Genomic DNA, 24174 nt, shown 5'->3' on the forward strand with positions numbered 1-24174 from the left:
GTATTTAAGCAAAGCGGCTTTACCGGCAATTTACCTTCGGCTTACGTAACAGGATGTTTGCCTAAGAGACTGAAGCACAAATGAAAACGGCCTGGACAAAGCCAGACCGTTTCATTTGTAAAGTTGTACTTACTTCAGGACAGCGAGAGCCGCTTCGTAGTTAGGCTCCTGACCGATTTCGCTGACCAGTTCGCTGTGCAGCACATTGTCGTTTTCGTCCAGTACCACGACGGCACGGGCGGTCAGGCCCTTGAGCGGGCCGTCGGCGATGGCCACACCGTAGTTCTCGATGAACTCGGCACCGCGCAGGGTCGACAGGTTCTGGACGTTTTCCAGGCCTTCGGCGCCGCAGAAGCGCGCCTGGGCGAACGGCAGGTCAGCGGAGATGCACAGCACCACAGTGTTGGCGACATCATTGGCCTGGGCGTTGAACTTGCGCACGGAGGTGGCGCAGGTCGGGGTGTCGACACTTGGGAAGATGTTCAGCACTTTGCGCTTGCCGGCGAAGTCCTTGAGGGTAACGTCGGACAGATTGCCGGCAACCAGGGAAAAGGCTGGCGCCTTGGAACCGGCTTGAGGCAGTTGGCCGTTGACTTGAACCGGATTGCCTTTAAGAGTGACTTGAGCCATGAACGGAGTCCTTCTGAACGTTGTTGTAGAGATTCTTGAAGAGGCCGAAGTTAACCACGAAATGTGTCTGCGACCTAGACCGGATACAAATCGTGAACAATCGCCGCGAAACCCGGATAAGGCATAAATTCCCGAAGGAGCTGCCGCGGGGTTGTCCAACTATTTGCCAGGCCGCTGTCGATTCCACCGCTGACCATTCGACTATAAGTGAATCATCCCCATCCAGCGGAGACACCACCATGCGATTCATGATCATCATCAAGGCCAGCCAGGCGTCCGAAGCCGGCATCATGCCCAGCACCGAACTGCTGACCGCCATGGGCAACTACAACGAAGAACTGGCCAAGGCCGGCATCCTCCTCGGCGGCGATGGCCTGCACCCCAGCAGCAAAGGCGCCCGTGTACGGTTCTCAGGTGACAAGCGCACCGTGATCGACGGCCCGTTCGCTGAAACCAAGGAACTGATCGCCGGTTTCTGGCTGTGGCAGGTCAAGTCCAAAGAAGAAGCCATCGAATGGGTCAAACGCTGCCCCAACCCGATGCCCGGCACCGACGCCGAGATCGAAATTCGCCAAGTGTTTGAAATGGAGGATTTCGGTGCCGAGCTCACGCCAGAGCTGCGTGAGCAGGAAGAAAGGGCGTTCGGGCAGACGAAAGAAAATTGACTGGCCCCAGATCACCCGACGCCCTGTGGCGAGTGAACTCGCGCCCTCGCCACACTGGCCTCTGCACGCCGACCTATTGATCCGTATTAACTTTTCAGTACAAAAATAACGTGAATCTGTAGACAAAACTAAAGAATTAACTCCTTCGACTGGCTAACCGATATTTAACTGCTAGGGTCAACAGACGTGTCCTACAGCCTTGATAGCAAAGAGATTACGTCGTAACGGCCGCCAAGTGCCGAGTTGTCCATATGAGCCACCAAGGAACCGGGGAATCATGTCGCAAAAAATGGGGATTCACGCCTTCCTTCTGGCGTCGTCGTTCGTGCCTTTTTTCTACGCGCACGCGGAAGATGCCGAGACCGCCAACAAAAGCAACAACCCGTTGAACCTCGCACCGGGGATGAACGTTCAGGATTACTACACCCCGAAATACTACGATTCCAATATCCATACCAATGACCTGTTGGTGCGCGGCACGCTGCCGATTGCGCCCAATGACTTCATCGGCGTACCGCAATTGCTGCGCGCCACGGCGCCGATCAGCACCCGCCCCGACCCTCACGGTGGCTACAGCACCGGTACAGGCGACCTGAACCTGTTCGATATCTTCCTGCTCAAGACCGAGGGCGTGCAGTTGGGCATCGGCCCGCAGATTACTGCGCCCACCGCGGATCAGGACGAGCTCGGTACGGGCAAATGGCAGGCCGGGTTCGCGGCCGTGGCCATCGACTCTTCGCCCCGCGGGCTGCTGGGCGCACTGGTGCAATACCAGAGCTCATTTGCTGGCGACCACGATCGTCAGCACGTGGAAACCGCCACGATGCAGCCGTTCATCATCCATAACCTGGAAAAAGGCTGGTACCTGCGCTCGACCGGCGTCTGGACCTTCGACCTGAAAAACAATACCCACTACATCCCACTCGGTTTGGGTGGCGGCAAGGTGTGGAAGTCAGGGTCCAATATCCTCAACGCCTTTATCGAGCCGCAGTGGACGGTGGATCACAAAGGCGACGACCTGCCGCAATTCACCCTGTTCGCCGGCATCAACGTCACCTTCGGTAAATAAGGACTTCGCCATGCACATAGCCATTCGCGCCGCCGGTTTCAGCCTGATGACCATGTTCGTCAGTTGTGGGGTCGGTGCGCAGGATCTCGATACGCGCATCGGCAAGATCGCCATGGAAGGCGAGCTGCCGGCCCATGAATCGATTCCCGGACTCTATGCCGAACTGGATTTCCAACAAGCGACCCAAAGCTACCTGTGGGCCCTGCCGCTGGTGTCCTACGCCCAGTGGCAGGAAGAGTTTCGCGACAAGCTCGGCGCCAAAAGCGGCGACCTGATGGTGCTCGACAGCTACGAAGACAAGCTCGGCGTGATCACCGCCAACGCCACCACGCCGTACATCCTGGGTTTTGTCGACCTCAATGAAACCGGCCCGCTGGTGATCGAACTGCCACCCGGCCCGACCGCCGGCGGCATCGGCGACTTCTGGCAGCGCGCGATCATCGACATGGGTCAGACCGGCCCCGACAAGGGCAAGGGCGGCAAGTACCTGGTGCTGCCTCCGGGCGCCGAACCGCCGGCCGATGCCGGCAAGTACTACTTGGCCAAATCGGAAACCATGAACGTGCTGGTGGGCTTTCGCGTACTCGACCCGGACCCAGCCAAAGGCAAGGCGCTGGTCGAGCAATTCAAGATGTACCCCTATGCCAAGCGCGCCGAACCGGGCAAGACCCGACTGCTCTCCCCCGGCGGCAAGGCCTGGTCCGGTACGCAACCCCGCGGGATGCCTTACTGGGAACGCCTGCACCAGATCATCCAGAAAGAGCCGGTCAACGAACGTGACCGCTTCTATATGGCCATGCTCGCCAGCCTCGGCATCGAGAAAGACAAGCCGTTCAACCCCAACGACAACCAGCGCAAGGCACTGGAACAAGGTGCGCAGGTCGGCGAGCTGATCGCCAAGGCCAACACCTTCGCCAAGCGTTTCGCGGATTCGCAGTACTGGCCGGACCGGCAGTGGGACACCGTGCTCAACATCGCCGAGCCGTCCCAGCGCGTGGCCTATTACGACCAGTTGTGGGAACGCAGCGCCTGGTTCTACGAAGCGGTGACCAACACCAAGGGCATGGTTTCCAAGACCCCGGGCCTGGGCCAGACCTACCTCGGTGCTTATACCGATGCCAAGGGCAACTGGCTCGATGGCGGTAAAAGCTATCGCCTGCGCGTCGGCGCCAATCCGCCGGCCAAGCAGTTCTGGTCGATGACCGTCTACGACATCGACAGCCGTTGCCTGATCGACAACCCGCAGCGCAAGGCCGACCTGTCGTCCCGCCAGGATCTGAAAAAGAACGCCGACGGTTCCGTGGACCTGTACTTCGGCCCGACCGCGCCCAAAGGCTTCGAGAACAACTGGGTGCAAACCCTGCCGGGCAAGCACTGGTTCAGCTATTTCCGCCTGTACGCACCGACCGAAGCCTATTTCGACAAGAGCTGGAAACTCGACGACATCACGGCTGTGGAATGACGCCCAATGGCTTTGAAAAGGAAGTGTTATGAATAACCGCCTGCTGCTCACCGCACTCTCGCTCACCCTGAGCACCAGTGCCTGGGCCGACTTCACAGCAACCCCGGAACAAGCCCGGGCCATCGCCAAGGAAGCTTACCTGTACGGCTTCCCGGTGGTGGAGATGTACAAGACCCTCTACACCCAGGCCGTGGACAAAAACAGCGCGAACTTCAAGGCGCCATTCAACAGGATCGGCAACACCGCCAAGGCCTTCACCGCCAAGGACACCGCGTTCGTCACCCCCAACGCCGACACGCCCTACTCCTTCGTCTGGATGGACCTGCGTGCAGAACCCCTGGTGCTGACCCTGCCGCCCATCGAAGAACACCGCTATTACTCGGTGCAACTGATCGACGCCTATACCCAGAACTTCGCCTACCTGGGCACACGCAGCACCGGCAACAACGGCGGGCACTTCATGATCGCCGGGCCGAACTGGCAGGGGCAGCAGCCGGTGAACATCGACCGCCTGCTGCGCAGCGAAACCAATATCGCCTATGCGCTGTATCGCACCCAGTTGTTCGATGAAAAGGACTTGGCCAAGGTCAAGCAAATCCAGAGTGGCTACAAGGTCCAGACCCTGAGCCAGTACGACAAACGGCCGGCCCCGCCCGCCGCACCGAAAATCGACTGGCCCAAACCTGCCCCGACCATGAGCGACACGCCGGACCTGTTCCGCTACCTGAATTTCATGCTGGCCTTCGCCCCGGCCCAGGATGTGGAAAAGGACCTGCTGGCACGTTTCAAAACCATCGGTATCGAAGCAGGCAAACCGTTCAACCTGACCCAACTCAGCGCCGATCAACGCCAGGCACTTGAGGACGGTATCGCCGACGCCAAGGCCGAATTCGCCCAGTTCAAGAAAGACAAGGTCGATGCCCACGAAGTCAGCAGCGGCGACCTGTTCGGCACCCGCGATCACCTCAAGGGCAATTATCTGTACCGCTACGCCGGCGCCAACATGGGCATCTTCGGCAACTCCGCTGAAGAAGCGAACTACATCGGCTACTTCGTCGACAAGGACGGCAAACCGGTGGACGCCTCGAAACAGAACTACACCCTGCATTTCGACAAGGGCGCCCTGCCCCCGGCCGATGCCTTCTGGTCGCTGACGATGTACAACGGCAAGAACAAATTGCTGGTGGCCAACCCGCTCAATCGCTACCTGATCAACTCGCGGATGCTGCCCGATCTCAAGCTCGACGCCGACGGCGGCCTGACCCTGTACGTACAGAACAAGGCCCCGGCCAAGGACCTGCAAAGCAACTGGCTGCCGGCGCCGAACGGGCCGTTCTACGGAGTGTTGCGCCTGTACCTGCCCAAACCGGAAGTCACCAGTGGCCAGTGGAAGATGCCGTTGCTGATGCCTGTCTCTCAACAAAAGCAGTAAGCGGAGTTTGTGATGATCAAGCCCTTTGTAGTGCGCCCGTTGCTGGCGTTGTGCATGGTCACCAGCAGTCCGTTGGTGCTGGCGGTCGAAGGCGGCGTCGGACGACCGATCACCGGCCAGCAGGTGTTCTCCAACGCCGGCATCGTGCCACCGGAACCCGGCTGGGTGATGTCCCTGACCAGCATCTGGTACGACGGCGAGCTCAAGGGCAATACCCAGGTGCCGATCGTCGGCGCCTTGAGTACCGGGCTGGACATGAAAGTGTCCTACACCATGGCCAACTTCACCCATGTCTGGGACACCGGCAAAGGGCGCTGGAACTACGCCTCGGCCGTGGGCGTTCCGGTGCAATACACCGACGTCAGCGCCAGCATTACCGGCCCCCGAGGCCGAACCCTGGGCACTGAAGACACGGGCACTCAGTTCGCCGATGCACTGATCACGCCGATTGCCGCCGGTTATCACTTCGACGCGGTCAACCACATTTCCTTTTCCCTGCCGATCTACGTACCGACCGGGGCCTACAACGATGATCGCCTGGCCAACCCCGGCCAGAACACCTACACCTTCATGCCCACCGTGGCCTTCACCCACCTGGACGGCAAGGGCGGCGAACTCACCCTGACCAGCGGCCTGGAGTTCTACACCGAAAACGACGCCACGGATTATCAGAACGGCGACCTGTTCACTTTCGATGCACTGTGGACCCACGGCTTCGGCAATGGCTGGGCAGCCGGCCTGGCGGCGGGCTATATCCAGCAGATCAACGATGACTCTGGATCTGGCGCCAACAGCGGCTTCCGCGGGCGCTCGGTGGGTGCCGGCCCGGTGGTGGGCTGGACCGGCAAATTCGCCGACGCCCAGGCCAACCTGAGCCTGCGCTGGGTGCCGGAGTTCGATAGCAAGAACCGGCCGGAAGGCAATGGCATCGCGGTCAACATGACCCTGGCGTTTTTCTAGGAGGATGTCAGGGATGACGCGCCATACGACATGGACGTTGTGCAGCCTGCTCCTGAGCAGCGTGGCCTGCGCCAGCGGCGAATTGCCGGCACTGGGCAATACGCCGAAAACAGCGGCCGCCAAAGGTGACCCCGAAACCTGCCAGCGCCTGCAACAGAACTTCGACATCGACCTCAAGGAAGTGGTCAAGGCCGGTTGCGAGCCTTCCACCGAACAGATCTCCAAACTGATGGACAACCCGGTGGGCAACCTGGTGCTGCTGTTCAATCAGTTCGACTACACCGCGCTCAAAGGCCCCAACAGCAACGGCACGCGCATGCTCGGCAAATACAGTTTCATGCCGACCTTCCCGATTTCGATCGGCGAAGACTGGAACCTGATCAACCGCCTGCCCATCAGCTACGTCAGCGCACCGGTCAACCACCGAGCCGGCAACCTGATCGGCATGGGCCCCAGCGACATCCTCAGCGACCGGGGCGACTTCGCGTCGGTGGTGCAGGACCCGTTCGACCGCACCAGCGGTTTCGGCGACCTGGCCTACGTCGGCGTGTTCTCGCCCAAAGAGCCGATCCGCTTCGCCGGGGGCGGCAAGATGGTCTGGGGTTTCGGCCCGACCGCGATGTTCCCCACAGCCGAAGAAGACGTGCTCGGCACCGGCAAATACTCCCTGGGCCCGGCATTCGTCGCGGCTTACCTCGGTGAAGACTGGACCCTGGGCCTGTTCCCGCAGCACTGGTGGTCGGTCGGCGGCGACAGCAAGCGCAAGGACGTGAGCCTGACCAACATCCAGTACTTCATCCAGCGCAGCATTCCCGGCCCGGAACAATGGCGCATCGGCATGACACCCAACGTCACCGTCAACTGGAAGGCCGAAGGCGGCAACAAAGTAACCTTCCCCATCGGCCTGGGCGCCGGGCGGATCTTCAATTTCGGCAAGTTGCCGGTACGGATTTCCGGGGAGATCCAGTACTCGGCGATTCACCCGGATGACCTGATCAGCAGCCGCTGGAATTTCCGCCTGTCCTTCATTCCGGTCATTCCGACCTTCATGTTTTGAGCGAGGCCCCCATGACCGCACTCACTGATCTCAATGCCCTGCAAGCGAGCATCGCCGAAGCGGTGCTCGGCCAGGATGAGGTGATCCGGCAGATCATCGTCGGCCTGTTGGCCAACGGCCATATGCTGCTCGAAAGCCTGCCGGGGCTGGCCAAGACCCGCACGGTCAAGGCCTTGGCCAAGCACCTGGACGCGAAAATGAGCCGCATCCAGTTCACCCCGGACCTGCTGCCCTCGGACATCACCGGCGCCGAGGTGCTGCATCAGGTCGACGGCAAGAACGAGATCCGCTTCCAGCCGGGGCCGCTGTTCGGCAACCTGATCCTGGCCGACGAAATCAACCGCGCCCCGGCCAAGGTCCAGGCTGCGCTGCTCGAAGCCATGGAAGAGCGGCAAATCACCGTGGCCGGCAACAGCCATGTGCTGCCGGACCTGTTCCTCGTGATCGCCACGCAAAACCCCATCGAACAGGAAGGCACTTACCCGCTGCCGGAAGCGCAGATGGACCGCTTTTTGATGAAAGTGCTGCTGGACTACCCCAGCGCGGACAACGAGAGCCAGGTGCTGCGCCTGTTGCGCGAAGAAGAGCAGGCCCTTGGCGCCAAAACCGCTGCTGCGCCGGGCTTTGCCTTGAGTCAGTCGGTGATTTTCGCCGCACGCCAGGAAGTCAGCGCGGTGCACGTATCGCCGGCCATCGACCGTTACCTGATCGACCTGATCAACGCCACCCGCCACCCCACCGACTACGACGCCGACCTCGGCCGCTGGATCGCCATCGGCGCCAGCCCTCGCGGCGGCATAGGCCTGGACCGTTGCGCCCGCGCCGATGCCTGGTTGCAGGGCCAGGATTTCGTCTCGCCGGACAACGTGCGCGCTGTCGTTCACCCGGTGCTGCGCCATCGCCTGCATTTGAGCTATGACGCCGTGGCCGATGGGGTGACGGCCGATCAGGTGCTTGACCGCATGCTCGATAGAGTCGCGATTCCTGCATGATCAGCGACGGACTGGTCTACGTCTCTCTGGCGCAGTTGATGGCCCTGGAGTTCAAGGCCCGTGACCTGAGTTTTCTTGCCCGTCAGCCGCAAGCCAGCATTCTGGCGGGCAACCATGCCTCGCGCCTGCGGGGCCGTGGCTTGAATTTCGATGAGTTACGCCGTTATCAGCCGGGCGATGATTTGCGTCACCTGGACTGGCGCGCCTCCCTGCGTACCGGCAAACCGGTGGTGCGCACCTTCACCGAAGAGCGTGACCGCCCGGCGCTGATCCTGGTCGACCAGCGCATGAGCATGTTCTTCGGCTCGCAGCGCAGCTTCAAATCCGCAGTCGCCGCCGAACTGGGCGCCCTGGCGGCGTGGATGGTGTTCAACGCCGGCGATCGGGTCGGCGGGCTGGTGTTCAATGACCAGCGCATCGACAACGTCGCACCGCTGCGCAGCCGTTCGCGGATCCAGGCGCTGTGCAGCCGCATCGTCCAGCACAATCACCAACTGAACGCCGCCAATCCGGACGCCGAAGGCGAAGATCAGCTCGACAAGGTCTTGCAGCGGTGCCTGGCGCTGGCCGGCCACGACCACCTGATCTGCATCATCAGCGACTTCGCCGGTGCCGGCGAACGTACCCTGCAACTGATGCGGCAACTGGCGGCGCACAACGACGTGATCGCCATGCAGGTCTACGACCCCCTGGCGCTCAACCTGCCGAAAAACGGCCGCCTATTGATCACCCAGGGCCAGTTGCAGGTGGAACTGGCGGTGGAACAACGCAGCGTCCACCAGCCCCTGGGCGACTTTCTCGGCGGTCGGCTCAAGGATGTCGCCACCCTGCTGCGGCGCAGTCAGGTGCCACTGATGATGTTCAGCACCGCCAGGGACGCTCAGGAACAGTTGCGTGCCGAATTGGGCAAGCGTGCCGGGGGGCGGCGATGAACCCGGCGGTCCCGAGCATCGATCAGCTCCAGGAAATCGCGTTGCCGGCGCCGGTCAGCTATGCGCCGCAGACGTGGGGGTGGTGGGTGGTGCTCGGGTTGCTGGTGTTGATCGCCGTGGTCATCGGCGCGCGGCGTTATTGGCAATGGCGGCGGGATCGGTATCGGCGCGAAGCGTTGGTGCGGTTGGCGCAGTTGCAGCAGCGCAGTGGTGATCTGAGTGCGTTGCGCGAGCTTCCGGAGCTGCTCAAGCGCACCGCCCTCTCAATGCCGTACACAAGACACCTGGTGGGAGCGGGCTTGCTCGCGAACAGGGACTCCCATGCGCCAGCGATGTCGATTGATCCGACGCCTTCGCGAGCAAGCCCGCTCCCACAAGTGACCGCGCTTGGCGGGATGGATTGGCAAGTGTTCTTGCAGCAGCACCTCAAGCAGCCCCTGCCCACCGATTTCAGTCAGCAACTGGCCCTGCTGGCCTATGCCCCCGATGCCACCCTGCGCGCCCTGCCCGTCGAACAACGCCAGCAGCTGTTCGACACCTGCAAACTCTGGGTGGAGCGTCATCATGTGGCAGCTTGATTACCCCTTGCTGCTCTTGCTGCTGCCGTTGCCGTGGTTCGGTTATCGCTACCTGCCCGAGTACCGTGAAGCGCGCAGCGCGGTGCGGGTGCCGTTTTTCAATGCCATGAGCCGCGCGGTCGGTCAGGCGCCGAGCCAGGCTGGCATCCGGAACAACCGCTGGCAGTTGGCGTTGAACCTGCTGGTGTGGGCCTTGTTGCTGCTGGCGGTCGCCCGCCCGGTGTACGTGGAAAAACCCATCGAACGCCAGCAACCGGTGCGCGACCTGATGCTGGCCATCGACCTGTCACAATCGATGGAAACCACCGACTTCACCGATGCCCGCGGCCAGAAGATCAATCGCCTGGCGGCGGTCAAGGAAGTGGTGCACGGCTTCATCGACAAGCGCAAGGACGATCGCCTGGGCCTGGTCGTGTTCGGCAGCGGCGCCTATCCGCAGGCCCCCTTGACCCTCGATCACGCCAGCCTGTCGCTGTTGCTGGACGACACCGGCATCGGCATGGCTGGTCCCAACACGGCGATCGGCGATGCCATCGGCCTGAGTCTGAAACTGCTGGATCAGGCCCATGAACAGGAAAAGGTGCTGATTCTGCTCACCGACGGCAACGACACCAGCAGTGCCATCACCCCGGACCACGCCGCCGAAATGGCCGCCGCCAAGGGCGTGGTGATTCACACCATCGGCATTGGCGACCCCAAGGCCTCGGGCGAAGCCAAGGTCAACCTGCAAGGCCTGCAAGACATTTCCAAGGCCACCGGCGGGCAGTTCTTTCGTGCCGAGGACCGCCAGGCACTGGACCAGGTCTACAACACCCTCGACACACTCACGCCCCATCAGGTGAAAACCCTCAGCCATCAGCCCAAGCGCGATCTATTCTGGTGGCCATTGGGTACGGCGATGGTGTTGCTGGCGCTGTATCACCTGGGCGCCCTGCTGCGTCCGCGCCTGTCCATGGCGCGCCAGCGGCAGGAGGCCTGAGATGGATATCAACCTCAGCGACTTCCACTTCCTGCGCCCGCTGTGGCTGTTGCTGCTTCCCTTCGCCGCCGCCCTGCCACTGCTGTGGCGGCGCAGCCAGGATGTGCAACGACGCTTGCGCAGCAACATCGCACCGCACCTGCTTGGGCATTTGCTGATTACGCCCACCGACTCTCATCGGCTGCGCCCGGTGCACCTGCTCTGCGGGTTGTTGGTGGTGGGCGCGCTGGCCGCTGCCGGGCCGACCTGGGAACAGGATCGACCGGATTTTCTGGAAAACCGCGCACCGCTGATCATCGCCCTCGATCTGTCGCCGTCGATGGACGCTACCGACGTGCAACCGTCGCGCCTGGAGGCGGCCAAGCACAAGATCCACGACCTGATCCAGCGCCGCGCCGGCGCCCGCAATGCGCTGATCGCCTATGCCGGCAGCGCGCACCTGGTGCTGCCGGCAACCGACGACCCGGCCTTGCTCGACACCTTCATCCAGGCCCTGGGCACCGACCTGATCGGCAAACCCGGGAAAAATGCTGGCGCGGTCATCGAGCAGGCCAAGCGTCTGCTGGCTGCCGAGAAATCCCCCGGCACCCTGCTGCTGATTACCGACGGCGCCGACACCTCGGCGCTGGCAGGGTTGGACAAGCAACTGGACGACAGCCAACTGCAAGTGCTGATCCTCGCGGTCGGCAGCGAGGATGGCGGGATCATCCACGACGCCAGCGGCCAGCCGCGCACCGACAGCAACGGTCGCCCGACGCTGGGCAGTTTCGATCAGGCCGCGCTCAAGCAGTTGGCCTCCGCACTGGATGCGCCGTTGGGTAGCCTGACCCTGAACAACGACGATCTGGACTGGGTCGATCTGCACGCCCAGCAGCATTTCCAGAACGCCAGTGACGAGCAGAAGGAGTTGCACTGGAAAGACGCCGGCTACTGGCTGTGCTGGCCGTTGCTGTTGATCGCGTTTTTCAGCGTGCGCAAGGGCTGGAGTCTGAACTGGATGGCGGGATTGCTGCTGGCCGTTGGGCTGGGCCTGCAACCGGCGCCGGCGCAGGCCAATCCGCTGGTGGATGCCTTTTTCACCCCGGACCAGCAAGGCCGCTGGGCCTTCGAGCACCAACACTTCCCCCAGGCCGCCGCGCATTTCGCCGACCCGTACTGGAAAGGCATCGCCGCCTACAACGCCGCGGATTTCGACCTGGCCCTGGCCAGCTTCGCGCGCCTGCAAACGCCTCAGGCGTACTTTTATCTGGGCAACATCTACGTGCGTCGCTTCAAGTTCGACGAGGCCATCGCCGCCTACACCCAGGCGTTGAAATTGCAGCCGCAATTCCCCGAAGCCACCGCCAATCTGGCCCTGGCCATCGCCCTGCAGAAAGACACCGAAAGCGCCGAACAAAACGCCCCGGAGGTCAAGCCCGACGACATCAAAATGGACAAGGCACCGGGCAAGGGCCAGAGCAAGCCGGTGCAGACCGAGCTGGCGGCGTCGGATGAACAGTGGTTGCAGAACCTCACTACCTCACCGGCGAAGTTTCTCAAGCAGAAATTCAGTTTGCAGGACCAGGCGGGAGTTAGACCATGACCTGCCAGAGAGACCGAGTCGTGGCCTTCGCGAGCAAGCCCGCTCCCACATTGGGTTTGCGGTGTACACAGATCCCATGTGGGAGCGGGCTTGCTCGCGAAAGCGCCCGATCAATCACCAAAAAAATCGGCGCCTTACTCATCACTCTGATCAGCACAACCGCACTGGCCGAGCCTGATCTCAGGGTCATAGCCACTGTCCAACCCGACACCCCCATGGTCGGCAGCCTCGTCGAACTGCAACTCGACGTGCTCACCGACACCTGGTTCACCGACGCCCCCACCCTGCCCGACCTGAAACTGCCGGGCGCGCTGGTCATGCCACCGGACGGCCATGCCGAGCACCTCAACCAGACCCTCGACGGCAAAGCCTTCAACGGCATGCGCTACAGCTACCGCATCACCCCGAACGTGGCCCAGGGTTTCGACATCCCTGCGCTGACCGTACAGGCCACCCCGGGCCAGGCCACCACCGTGCTCAGTGCACAGAGCCAGCCGCTGCACTTCACCGCAGCACAACCGCCGGGGTTCAAACCCGGTGAGCCGGCGTTGGTCGCCCAAGGCCTGCGCTTGACCCAGAAAACCATCAACTCCGCCACCCCGCTGAAGGTCGGCGACAGCGTCACCCGCGAACTGACGCTACAGGCCGACGGCGCCCTGGCCATGTCACTGCCGACACCGTCGCTGGGCGATGTGCACGGCCTGAGCGGTTACCCGAAAACCCCGCAAATCAGCAATCTCGATGACGGACGCGGCCACTTCACTGGCGGTCAGCGCATCGATACCGTGACCTATCGGATTGACAGCGCAGGCCACTACAGCCTGCCGCCGCTGGAAGTGAAATGGTGGGATGCCGTCACGCAAGAAACCCGCACCGCGCAGGTGCCTGCCGTCGAGTTCGATGCGGCGGCCAACAGTGCCTACAAACCCGTGTTCTCCATCGCCCAAGACCTGAAGAAACTCGGCCAGCAACACCGTCTGCATGTATCGGGAACGCTCTTCAGCCTGCTGGCTCTGCTGTCTGTTCTGGTGCTGCTGGCCTGGTTTTCCCGACCATTCATCCAGCGCGCACGCCTGCGCTGGCAGGCCCGGCGCCAGGCCCGTCACACCCAATGGCTACAATCGGCCGACTATGCCTGGCAACAAATCCCGCCACAGCTTGACGGCCAACCGCCGCAACTCAGCGCGCTCTACCTGTGGACCCGCCGCAGCCGCAAAGGCCTGAAACTGACCGGGCTCGGCCCGCGCCTGCAAGCACTGTTACGCGCCTGTTACGGCCGTGCACCGACCAAAGATCAGGCGCTGCATCAACTCAAGGATTCCTTGACTACGCTGCATAGTCAGGCCGAACACAACAAGCAATCAGTCGCACCCGCACTGCGACCACTCAACCCCATTCACGAGAAGGACTTCCCATGACCAAGCCGATATCACTGCGCCATCTTCAGGGATTCAGGTTTGTGCTGGCGCTGGCCCTGAGCCTGCCGTTGCTGGTCCAGGCGGCCGAGCCCCTGCCTTCCTGGAACGACGGCCCCTCGAAAAAGCACATCATCGAATTCGTACAGGCGGTGACCGACCAGAGCAGCAAGGATTTCGTCAAACCCGAAGACCGCATCGCCGTGTTCGATAACGACGGCACGCTGTGGAGCGAGCAGCCGATGTACTTCGAGTTCCTGTTCGCCCTCGATGAAGTCAAGCGCAATGTGGCGCAGCACCCGGAATGGACAACCACGCAGCCGTTCAAGGCGGTGCTTGAAAACGACCATAAGACTCTGGCCGCGTCCGGCATGGACGGCCTGATGAAGATCTTCGCCGCCACCCACACCGGCATGACCACCGAAGCCTTCGAGGACTACGCCAAGACCTGGCTGAGCCAGGCCCGTCACCCGAAAACCGGCAAGCCATACACCGAGATGATCTTCCAGCCGATGCTGGAAATGCTCGACTACCTGCGCAGCCAGGACTTCAAGACTTACATCGTTTCCGGCGGCGAAACCGGCTTCATGCGCGCCTTCGCCGAGAAGGTCTACGGCATTCCGCCCGAGCAGGTGATCGGCACCACGTTCGTCACCACCTTCGATTACAAGGACGGCAAGGCCTCGATCCTGCGCACCCCGAAACTGGCCCACAACGATGACGGTCCGGGCAAACCGGTGAGCATCGAAGCGGTGATCGGGCGCCGGCCAATCCTTGCGTTCGGCAACTCCGACGGCGACCTGCAAATGTTGCAGTGGACGGCCGCCGGCACGGGCAAACGCTTCATGGGGCTGGTGCATCACACCGACGCCAAACGCGAATGGGCTTATGACCGTCAGTCACAGATCGGCCGGTTGGACAAGGCCCTGGACGAGGCAAAGAACCGAGGCTGGACGGTGGTGGACATGGCGGCCGAATGGCGCCGCATCTACCCCTTCGATACCCCCACCGGGCAAGTGCAATAAAAAGCGTGACGCAGGACCGCAATAAACGTTTGTCGCACCGAGCGACGTCAGTGAAAGGAGCAAGTCAGATGACTCGCATACGCAAGTGGTTACCCAAGCTCGCCCTGGTGGCAGCCTCGGTAATGGCAATTTCGGCGACGGCCGGGGCTGCTGAAAAACCCAATATTCTCGTGATTTTTGGCGACGACATCGGCCAGACCAACATCAGTGCCTATTCCATGGGCGTGGTCGGGTACAAGACTCCGAACATCGACCGCATCGCCAAAGAAGGCATGATGTTCACCGACTACTACGCGGAGAACAGCTGCACGGCCGGACGCTCGTCGTTCATCACTGGGCAGACGCCACTGCGTACCGGACTGTCAAAAGTCGGCATTCCTGGCGCGCCTGTAGGCCTGCAAAAACGTGACATCACCATCGCCCAGGCGCTGAAGTCCCAAGGCTACGCCACCGGGCAATTCGGCAAGAACCACCTGGGGGACAAGGACGAGTACCTGCCGACCAACCACGGTTTCGACGAGTTCTTCGGCAACCTCTACCACCTCAATGCCGAAGAGGAACCCGAGCGCCCCTACTGGCCCAAAGATGACGCCGAATTCGTCAAGGCCAACACCCCGCGCGGGGTGATCCACAGCTTCGCCGACGGCAAGATCGAAGATACAGGCGCACTCACCACCAAGCGCATGGAAACCATCGACGACGAAACCACCGCGGCGGCGCAGGCATTCATCGAGAAGCAGGCCAAGGCCGACAAGCCGTTCTTCGTCTGGATGAACACCACGCGCATGCACCTGTTCACCCATGTACGCGATTCGATGAAGGGCCAGAGCGGCATGCCCGGCAACGAATACGCCGACGGCATGCTCGAGCACGACGGCGACGTCGGCAAACTGCTGAAGACCCTCGATGACCTGAAAATCGCCGACAACACCATCGTTGTCTACACCACCGACAATGGCCCGAACCAGTTCTCCTGGCCGGATGCGGCGACCACGCCGTTCCGCAACGAGAAGAACTCCAACTGGGAAGGCGCCTACCGGGTGCCGGCGATCATTCGCTGGCCGGGCAAGATCAAGGCCGGTGAAGTGTCCAACGAGATGTTCTCGGGCATGGACTGGTTCCCGACCCTGCTCGCGGCAGCGGGTGAAACCGAAGTCAAGGACAAGCTGCTCAAGGGCTGGGCGCCGACTGCCGGTGGCACCAACTTCAAGGTGCACCTGGACGGCTACAACCAATTGCCGTACCTGACCGGGCAACAGCCTAAAGGCGAGCGCAAGGAGTTCTACTACTTCAACGACGACGGCGTGCTGGTATCGATGCGCTTCGACAACTGGAAAGTGGTGTTCTGCGAGCAGCGTGAGCCGGGTGGCTTCAAGGTCTGGAGCGAACCGTTCGTGTGCCTGCGCGTACCGAAAATCCTCAACCTGAGGATGGACCCGTACGAACGTGCCGACGTGGTGTCCGATCAGTATTACGACTGGCAAACCAAGAACGTCTACCTGGCCGCTCAGGCGGTACAAAAATCTGCGGCGTTCCTGCAGACGTTCATCGAATATCCGCCTAGCCAGAAACCGGCCAGCTTCAGCGTCGACCAGATCCGTGCTGCGGTGGATGCCAAGATCGCGGAAAAAATGAAAGCTGCACCGGCGCCACAGTAAGACCGCTTGACCGCCGCTCGCCCTGACCGGCGAGCGGCCTCATTTTTTGCATGCGAACGCATTCCCTGCGGGAGCTGGCTTGCCAGCGATGGCGGGCGTCCAGTCACTGGAGATGTTGCCTGAGCCAACGCTATCGCTGGCAAGCCAGCTCCCGCAGTGGGTGTGTTCAATACTGATTTTGTACAAGGCAACAAACCCATGTCCTCACGTGTCGCCAGCAAGTCGTCGGCCATACCCGCCCCCCACGTCGCCTCCCCGGCGCTGTTGATCCCCGCCCTGCTGTTGTTCATCTCCGGCGCCGCCGCGCTGGTGTATCAGGTGCTGTGGATCAAGCAACTGTCGCTGGTGGTAGGCGTCGAGGTCTACGCCATCACCACCGGCATCAGCGCGTTTTTTGCAGGCCTGGCCTTGGGTGGCCTGCTGTTCGGGCGCTGGGCCGACCGCTTGCAGCAACCGGTGCTGCTGTACGCCGGGCTGGAAGTGCTGGTGGCGGTGCTGGGTGTCGGCGCGACCTTCGCCATGAGCCTGGCGGCCAGTCCGTTTGCCTGGCTGGAGCAGCAGGTGGGCTTGCTGGCCTGGGTGTTGCCGTTCGCGTTGGTGGGGATTCCGGCGCTGTTGATGGGCGGCACCCTGCCGGTACTGGTGCGTTCCCTGGCCAGCGATCCCCAGCAACTGGGCAAGGCCGGCGGTCACCTGTATGCGGCGAACACGGCGGGGGCCATCGCCGGCACCCTGCTCGCGGCGTTCGTGCTGATCGCCACCTTCGGCGTGCGTGGCAGCGCCTTGTTCGCGGCGATGCTCAACCTGCTGGCCGCGGCCGGTGCCCTGTGGTTTCAGCGCCATCGTCCGCGGCCGGTCGATGCGCCAACCAAACCTCACGCCGACAAGGCACCGGATCGCCTGGCGCTGTGGCTGTACGCGATCGCCGGCGGCGTGGCCCTGGGCTACGAAGTGGTGTGGTCGCAATCGATCGTGCAGTTCATGAGCACCCGCACCTATGCTTTCGCCGTGGTATTGGCGACCTACCTCACCGGGTTGTTTATCGGCAGTGCACTGCTGGCCCGTCGGGTCGATCGCCTGCGCGATCCCTGGGGCGTGTTCGGTTTGCTGATTGCCGGTGCCGGGTTGGTTGCCTTGCTGGAAATCGCCCTGCTCGGTCGCTGGCTGGTGCTGGCGCAAAGCGTGGTGGAAGCCTGGGTGCTGTCATTGGGCGCCAGTGAACTGGTGGGCATGAGCGCGCGGTTTGCAGTGGCGGCGCTGAGCATCGTATTCGTGCCGACTCTGCTGCTGGGCGCGGCGTTTCCCGTGGCCCTGCGTTTGAGCGTCGGGCGTGAACAGGTGGGGCGCAACGTCGGCGAAGTGGTCGCGTTCAATACCTTGGGCGGGATCATTGGCGTGATGCTGTGCGGGTTTGTGCTGATCCCGCTGTTGGGTCTGGTGCGCACGCTTGGCTTGCTGGCGATCATCGCGGCCGTCATTGGCTACTTCGCCGTGCGCAAGGGACATGGGGTCAAGAAAGGTCGGCGTCAGGGTGTGATCGCGGTCGGCCTGCTGTCGGTGATCGTCGCGCTGCTGACCCCGGTTGACAAACTGGCCAGCCTGCTGCCCGGCGCGCGTAACGGCACGCTGGCCTTCTACGAGGAGGGACGCGGCGGCACCGTCGCCGTGGTCACCCAGGGCAAGGGCCAGAAGGCCTTCCAGCGCTTGTACATTCAAGGGGTATCGAACACTGGCGACGCCATGCCGTCCCTGCGCTACATGAGGATTCAGGCACTGTTGCCGCTGCTGATCCACAACGGCGAGCCGCGTTCGGCACTGGTGATCGGCTTCGGTACCGGCATCACCGCCGGCGCACTGACCCGTTATCCGGGGCTGGAGCAGCGCGTGGTCGCCGAGTTGCTGCCGTCGGTGGTCAAGGCCGCGCCGCTGTTCAAGGGCAACTTCAATGCCGCCGCCGATCCAGCGGTCGATGTGCGACTGCGTGACGGGCGCCAGGAGTTGCTGCGCAACCCGCAGCGCTACGACCTGATCACCCTCGAACCGCCGCCGCCCTCCGCTGCCGGTGTGGTCAACTTGTATTCCCGGGACTTTTACGCATTGGCCGCCAGCCGCTTGCAGACACAGGGCCTGGTGGCGCAGTGGTTGCCACTGCCGACGCAGAACATCGACGACTCGCGCTCGCTGGTGCGCAGCTTCCTCGACGTATTCCCCTACGCCAGCCTGTGGACCAGCGAGTTCCACGAGATGCTGTTGGTGGGCTCGCTGGAACCGATCGAGCTGGATGCCGCGAAAATCAACGCGCGTTTCCAGCAGGACAGCGTGCGCAGCACCTTGCAGGATGTCGGCATCGGTTCGGCGGCGGCGCTGCTGGCCACCTGGGTGACCGATCGCACGGGGCTTGAGCGCTTTGCCGCCGACGCACCCGCGGTGACCGACGATCAACCTCGCATCGAGTACGCCCCCTGGGTTCGGTCCAAGGAAATCACCCGGGTACTGCCGGCGTTGCTGGACCTGCATACGGCGCCGCCACTGGTGAATGCCGACGAGGGTTTCATTGAACGGATGAACACCCAGCATCAACGCCTGATGCAGTTCTACCGGGCGAGCCTGCACGCCTACGACGGCGACCGCGATGCCTGGGCCCGAGATGCACGCGAGGTGATGCGCGGCGATGGGGGCAATCCGTATTTCCGGTGGTTTGTCGGGGAGTGATGTGGCGCCTGGAGCACCGTCTTCGCGAGCAAGCCCGCTCCCACAGGAACACGCATTCCAAAGGTGGGAGCGGGCTTGCTCGCGAAGCTTTTGATTCTGACTGCGGGCCCGAAACCCAAGCTGAAATTCACAACGTCATTTGACAGCCACCCGCCATCCGGCAAAGCTGCACCGAGCATCAACGCGCGCCTGACGGCACACGCACCTGGACCACGGAAGTCGTAATGCCGAAAGATAAAAACAAAGCGGTAAAGCCAACCCCTGATTCGCAACCGAGCCCGATCAATCGCTATCTGTTCCCGGTCACCATCGGCATTCTGCTGCTGGCGGTCGCCGGCATCGGCTGGTTTCTGCTGAGCAGCCAACCTGTGCCCGCCCCCCATGCGCCGGTCAGCACGCCCGTGGCGCAATCCGCCAAACCGCAACCGGTGGCCCCTGCGGTGCAGATGGCACCGGCGACAATGGTCGACGAACAACAATGCCAGGGCTGCCACAGCGCCCAGGTCAAGGACTGGCAAGGCTCCCATCACCAATTGGCGATGCAGGAAGCGAATGCCGACACCCTGCTCGGCGACTTCAACAACGTCACCTTCAAGGCGGAAAACGAAACCACCCGTTTTTCGCACAAGGACGACGGCTTCTGGGTCAACACCCCCGGCATCGACGGCAAGAACGCCGACTTCAAGGTCGCGTACACCTTCGGCATCGCGCCGTTGCAGCAGTACCTGATCGAAGTCGGTGAGGGTCGCTTGCAGGCCCTGGGCGTGGCCTGGGATACCGAGAAGCACCGCTGGTTTCATCTGTATCCGGGCCAGGGCGTGACCTTCAAGGACCCGCTGCACTGGAGCAAACCGAGCCAGAACGCCAACTTCATGTGCGTCGAGTGCCATACCACCGGCTACAAGCGCAATTTCGATGCGGTGAAAAACACTTTCGACAGCCAGTGGAACAGCCTCGGCGTCGGCTGCCAGGCCTGTCACGGTCCGGCGTCCAATCACCTGGAATGGACTGCGAAGAAAACCGACCTGATCCACGCCGGGTTCGCCGTCGACCTCAAGGACAAGAACGCCACCGTCGAAATCGAAACCTGCGCCCGCTGCCACGCTCGCCGAGCCCCGCTGGGCGACGGATACACCGTCGGCAAACGGCTCATGGACGATTACCTGCCGAGCACCCTGACCCGTGAGCTCTATGCCCTGGACGGCAAGATCAAGGATGAGGTGTTCGAACACGGCTCCTTCGCCCAAAGCAAAATGTTCGACAAGGGCGTGCGTTGCAGCAATTGCCACAACCCCCACAGCACGCAGCTCAAGGCATCGGGCAACGGCGTCTGTCTGCAATGCCACAACACCGCGGGCAAGACCTCGGTCGAGGGCGTCGACGGCAAGGGCTTGCAGGCGAAGGACTATGACTCCATCGAGCACACTCGCCACACCATGGGCCAACCGGGATCGCAGTGCGTCGATTGCCACATGCCCGGAAAGTTCTACATGGGCAACGACTTCCGGCATGACCACAGCTTCAGCATCCCGAACCCCGAACGTGCGCAGAAGCTTGGCACGCCGGACGCTTGCCTGACCTGTCACCAGGGCAAGGCCGCAGACAAGGTCACCGAGCAGTTCAAACTGTGGACCGCCAGCAGTACGCCACAGGCCCCTCGCTACGACGAAAGCCTGTGGCTGATTCGCAAGGGGCAGCCCGGTGCGGCGAACGCGCTGTTCGAGCAGCTGCAGCGCAGCAACCTGCCGGCGATCCAGCGGGCGACCCTGATCAACGAACTGGCGTCGTACCCCAGCGAACAGGCGCTGAAACTGGCGACCAAGGACCTGAGCAATCCGGCCCCGCAAGTGCGTGAAAGCGCAGTACATGCGGTCAGCGCCTTCCTGCCGCCACCGGAGCGCGCACCGTTGCTGACGCCGCTGCTGAACGACCCCGTGAAAGCCGTGCGCATCGCCGCCGCTCGGGACCTGCTCAGCGTGGCGCGCAATGGTCTGGGCAATGCCCAGGACAGCTGGAACCAGGCCATCGCCGAATACGAGGCGGTCCAGAAAAGCCTGGCCGAACGCGCCGAAGCCAATCTCAACCTGGCCATGCTGTATCAGGCCGATGGCCGAGGTGGCGAGGTCGAAGCGCTGCTGCGCACTTCGCTCAAGCGAGATCCGGACTTTTACCCGGCGCTGGTGACGCTGGTGCAGTGGCTGGAAGCCAACGGCCGCAGTCAGGAGGCCCAGACGCTGCTGGCGCAAAGCCTCAAGGACCACCCCGACGCCGCGCTGCTGCAACACACCCAGGGCTTGTCGCTGGTGCGCGCGGGCAAATCGGAGCAGGCCATGCCTTTCCTGCGCAAGGCGGCGCAACTGGAGCCCCAGAGCCCGCAGTTCGGTTACGTGCTGGCGGTGGCGTTGCATGACAGCGGCAAGGTCGATGCCGCATGCGAAGAACTGGAAAGACTGCTGAAAGTCCAGCCCACCCACCGCAACGCGCGCCTGGCCCTGATCCAGTACTACCTGAACAACGGGCAGGAACCCAAGGCCCAGGTGCTGTTGCAGGGCTGGAAGAAGATGAACATGGGGGATCCGGCGTTGAAATGATCGGCGGTGGATGCGAAGGCGCCTTCGCGGGCAAGCCTCGCTCCTACAGGGTTTTTGTGCCGTACGTAGATCCTGTGGGGGCTGACTTGCCGGCGATGTCATTTGCAAAGGCGAACCCAACGCCGGATCCATTCACTATCGTCGGCGAAACAGCGGCCGTGGCTCGATCACCGAGCGTCCGTACAACACGCTCATTCCGGCCAGCCCTTTCAACGCGTCCTCGGCGGATTTGTCTGCGCGTACCGCAAAGCTGTCGAAACCGCACTGGCGCATGTGGCTCAGTTGATCACGCAACACATCGCCAATGGCGCGCAGCTCGCCGGTCCAGCCCAGGCGAGTGCGCAGCAGGTAGGCCTGGCTGTAGGCTCGGCCATCGCGAAAGCTTGGAAAATCCAAAGCGATCAGCGGCAGTTGGTCGAACCACGGTTTGAGGCCTTCCACTTCATCGTCCGGCCCCAGCCAGACAGCGTTTGCCTGCGGATCCTCCAGCCAGCGCGCCAGCGGCACAATCAATGCCCCCGTCGGCCAGGGTCCATCCAGATCCCTGACCAAGGTCCAGCGGTCTTCGCCATCGATCCGCGCCACGCCCTGCTCCAGCCGCAACAGATTGTTCATGCCGACGCCTCCAGCACTTTCGGATAGACCGATTCCTTGAACGGTTCCAGGCCGATGCGCTGCACGGTGTCGACGAACAGCTCTTCGCTTTCACGGTAATCCACAAAAGTCTCGATGATGCGCTCGATGACCCCGGGCACTTCGGCGGCGCTGAAGGACGGGCCGATGACCTTGCCCAGTGCGCTGTCCTTGCCCTGGGCACCGCCGAGGGTGATCTGGTACCACTCGCTGCCGTTCTTGTCGACGCCGAGGATGCCGATGTTGCCAATGTGGTGGTGACCGCAGGCGTTCATGCAGCCGGAAATATTCAGGCTGATGTCGCCCAGGTCGTGCAGGTAGTCGAGGTCTTCGAAGCGCGCGGCAATGCCTTGAGCGATGGGGATTGACTTGGCATTGGCCAAGGCACAGAAGTCGCCGCCGGGGCAGGCGATCATGTCGGTGAGCAAACCGGCGTTGGCGCTGCCCAGATTGTGCTCGCAGGCCAGGCGCCACAGTGCGAACAGCTCGGACTTGGGCACATCGGGCAGCACGACGTTCTGTTCATGGGCGATACGGATTTCGCCGAAGCCGAAGCGCTCGGACCAGTCGGCCATGGCCTCCATCTGCGCGGTGGTGACGTCGCCCGGCGGCGCACTGATGCCCGGTTTGGTCGACAGGATCACGCTGACGTAACCCGGCACTTTGTGCGGTTGCACGTTGCGGGTTACCCAGCGGGCGAACGCCGGGTTCTGCGCCAGATGGGTGCCGAATTCCAGGTCGGTATCGGCCAGGTCCCGGTAGGCCGGCGCGACGAAGGCACTGGCCACGCGCTCGAACTCGTCAAGGGTCAGTTGCGCCGGGCCGTCCTTGAGGTACTGCCACTCCTCCTCCACTTCCCGGGCGAAGGCCTCGATGCCCAGCGCCTTGACCAGGATCTTGATCCGCGCCTTGTACTTGTTGTCGCGCCGGCCATGGCGGTTGTACACGCGCAACACCGCCTCGACGTAGGACAGCAGGTGCTGCCACGGCAAGCCTTCGCGAATCTGCAAGCCCAGGATCGGCGTGCGCCCCAGGCCGCCGCCGACGATCACCCGCAGCAGCATTTGCCCATCTTCACCGGGATACAGATAGAGGCCGATGTCATGCATCATGATCGCCGCTCTGTCCTGCTCGGCCGAGCAGATGGCGATCTTGAACTTGCGTGGCAAAAACAGGAATTCCGGGTTGATGGTCGACCACTGGCGCAGGATCTCGGCCAGTGGCCGAGGGTCGATCATTTCATCGGCCGCGACCCCGGCGAAGGCTTCGGTGGTGATGTTGCGCACGCAGTTGCCGGAGGTCTGGATCGCGTGCATTTCCACTTCGGCCAGGCGCTCGAGGATCTCCGGCACCTGGGCCAGTTCGATCCAGTTGAACTGCATGTTCTGGCGGGTGGTGAAGTGGCCGTAGCCGCGGTCGTAATCCCGGGCGATGCTGGCCAGGGTGCGCATCTGCCGGGCACTGAGGGTGCCGTAGGGAATCGCCACCCGCAGCATGTAGGCGTGTTTCTGCAGGTACAGACCGTTTTGCAGGCGCAGCGGCAGGAACTCTTCTTCGCTCAGCTCACCGGCCATGAAGCGCTCGACCTGATCGCGAAACTGCGCAACACGCTCGAATACCAGCGCCCGGTCATAGTCGTCGTACTGATACATCTGGCTACCTCATCAGGGTTGTGCCCAACCACTATGGGCTCGCGCCGATCTGCATAACAGATTCAGCTGTTTATGAAAAAACCGTATCAGAGAGCCTGTAACCCCTTGCGGGCGCGCAACTGATCTGATCCGCATAAAACAACTTTTGCT

At 62.4% G+C, this 24174-nt stretch carries 19 protein-coding genes; 16 read left to right on the plus strand and 3 right to left on the minus strand.

The window, feature by feature from the left end; genetic code table 11:
* Positions 1–129 precede the first annotated feature (129 nt).
* Complete coding sequence (tpx, locus tag B0W55_RS07730; RefSeq protein WP_077045419.1) at positions 130–630, minus strand: thiol peroxidase; 501 nt, start codon at positions 628–630, stop codon at positions 130–132.
* 239 nt (positions 631–869) lie between these two features.
* On the opposite strand from tpx, the gene B0W55_RS07735 reads away from it, so the two are divergent.
* From B0W55_RS07735 to B0W55_RS07810, 16 genes are all read left to right on the plus strand, one after another.
* A complete protein-coding gene (locus B0W55_RS07735; RefSeq protein WP_077045420.1) occupies positions 870–1295 on the plus strand; it encodes a YciI family protein in 426 nt (141 codons plus the stop codon).
* Positions 1296–1572: 277 nt separating this feature from the next.
* Positions 1573–2364 carry a hypothetical protein gene (locus B0W55_RS07740; protein ID WP_077045421.1) on the plus strand — a complete coding sequence of 264 codons (792 nt, stop codon included), beginning with the start codon at positions 1573–1575 and terminating at the stop codon, positions 2362–2364.
* A gap of 10 nt (positions 2365–2374) precedes the next feature.
* Positions 2375–3826, plus strand: a complete 1452-nt coding sequence (locus tag B0W55_RS07745) for a DUF1254 domain-containing protein (RefSeq protein ID WP_083743164.1) — start codon at positions 2375–2377, stop codon at positions 3824–3826.
* A 28-nt stretch (positions 3827–3854) separates the two neighbouring features.
* A complete protein-coding gene (locus B0W55_RS07750; protein ID WP_077045422.1) occupies positions 3855–5258 on the plus strand; it encodes a DUF1254 domain-containing protein in 1404 nt (467 codons plus the stop codon).
* A gap of 12 nt (positions 5259–5270) precedes the next feature.
* Positions 5271–6218: a transporter gene (locus B0W55_RS07755; protein ID WP_077045423.1), complete on the plus strand. Its 948-nt coding sequence runs from the start codon at positions 5271–5273 to the stop codon at positions 6216–6218.
* Positions 6219–6231: 13 nt separating this feature from the next.
* On the plus strand, positions 6232–7275 hold the full coding sequence (locus B0W55_RS07760; protein ID WP_139340879.1) for a hypothetical protein: 1044 nt from the start codon (positions 6232–6234) through the stop codon (positions 7273–7275).
* Between the two features lie 11 nt (positions 7276–7286).
* Positions 7287–8267: a MoxR family ATPase gene (locus B0W55_RS07765; RefSeq protein ID WP_077045425.1), complete on the plus strand. Its 981-nt coding sequence runs from the start codon at positions 7287–7289 to the stop codon at positions 8265–8267.
* Positions 8264–9199 carry a DUF58 domain-containing protein gene (locus tag B0W55_RS07770; protein ID WP_077045426.1) on the plus strand — a complete coding sequence of 312 codons (936 nt, stop codon included), beginning with the start codon at positions 8264–8266 and terminating at the stop codon, positions 9197–9199. Before B0W55_RS07765 ends, B0W55_RS07770 begins: the two co-directional genes overlap by 4 nt.
* Positions 9196–9777: a DUF4381 domain-containing protein gene (locus tag B0W55_RS07775; RefSeq protein ID WP_077045427.1), complete on the plus strand. Its 582-nt coding sequence runs from the start codon at positions 9196–9198 to the stop codon at positions 9775–9777. The genes B0W55_RS07770 and B0W55_RS07775 overlap by 4 nt, the downstream gene beginning before the upstream one ends.
* Positions 9764–10756, plus strand: a complete 993-nt coding sequence (locus B0W55_RS07780) for a VWA domain-containing protein (protein WP_077045428.1) — start codon at positions 9764–9766, stop codon at positions 10754–10756. Before B0W55_RS07775 ends, B0W55_RS07780 begins: the two co-directional genes overlap by 14 nt.
* Position 10757: 1 nt before the next feature.
* Positions 10758–12338, plus strand: coding sequence for a VWA domain-containing protein (locus B0W55_RS07785; protein ID WP_077045429.1), 1581 nt, complete (start codon positions 10758–10760; stop codon positions 12336–12338).
* Positions 12335–13756 carry a BatD family protein gene (locus tag B0W55_RS07790; RefSeq protein WP_077045430.1) on the plus strand — a complete coding sequence of 474 codons (1422 nt, stop codon included), beginning with the start codon at positions 12335–12337 and terminating at the stop codon, positions 13754–13756. The genes B0W55_RS07785 and B0W55_RS07790 overlap by 4 nt, the downstream gene beginning before the upstream one ends.
* Positions 13753–14778 carry an HAD family phosphatase gene (locus B0W55_RS07795; protein WP_077045431.1) on the plus strand — a complete coding sequence of 342 codons (1026 nt, stop codon included), beginning with the start codon at positions 13753–13755 and terminating at the stop codon, positions 14776–14778. The genes B0W55_RS07790 and B0W55_RS07795 overlap by 4 nt, the downstream gene beginning before the upstream one ends.
* Before the next feature lie 68 nt (positions 14779–14846).
* On the plus strand, positions 14847–16436 hold the full coding sequence (locus B0W55_RS07800) for an arylsulfatase (protein WP_077045432.1): 1590 nt from the start codon (positions 14847–14849) through the stop codon (positions 16434–16436).
* Positions 16437–16634: 198 nt separating this feature from the next.
* Entirely contained in the window at positions 16635–19148 is a 2514-nt protein-coding gene (locus B0W55_RS07805) for a fused MFS/spermidine synthase (protein WP_077045433.1), read from the plus strand.
* A 224-nt stretch (positions 19149–19372) separates the two neighbouring features.
* Entirely contained in the window at positions 19373–21739 is a 2367-nt protein-coding gene (locus B0W55_RS07810; RefSeq protein WP_077045434.1) for a tetratricopeptide repeat protein, read from the plus strand.
* 135 nt (positions 21740–21874) lie between these two features.
* Here the strand turns inward: B0W55_RS07810 and B0W55_RS07815 are convergent, their stop codons facing one another.
* Both B0W55_RS07815 and B0W55_RS07820 read right to left on the minus strand, forming a co-directional pair.
* Positions 21875–22354, minus strand: a complete 480-nt coding sequence (locus B0W55_RS07815; protein WP_077045435.1) for a DUF934 domain-containing protein — start codon at positions 22352–22354, stop codon at positions 21875–21877.
* A complete protein-coding gene (locus B0W55_RS07820; RefSeq protein WP_077045436.1) occupies positions 22351–24024 on the minus strand; it encodes a nitrite/sulfite reductase in 1674 nt (557 codons plus the stop codon). Before B0W55_RS07820 ends, B0W55_RS07815 begins: the two co-directional genes overlap by 4 nt.
* Positions 24025–24174 lie beyond the last annotated feature (150 nt).

The organism is Pseudomonas sp. KK4, assembly GCF_001984065.1.
Lineage (GTDB): Bacteria > Pseudomonadota > Gammaproteobacteria > Pseudomonadales > Pseudomonadaceae > Aquipseudomonas.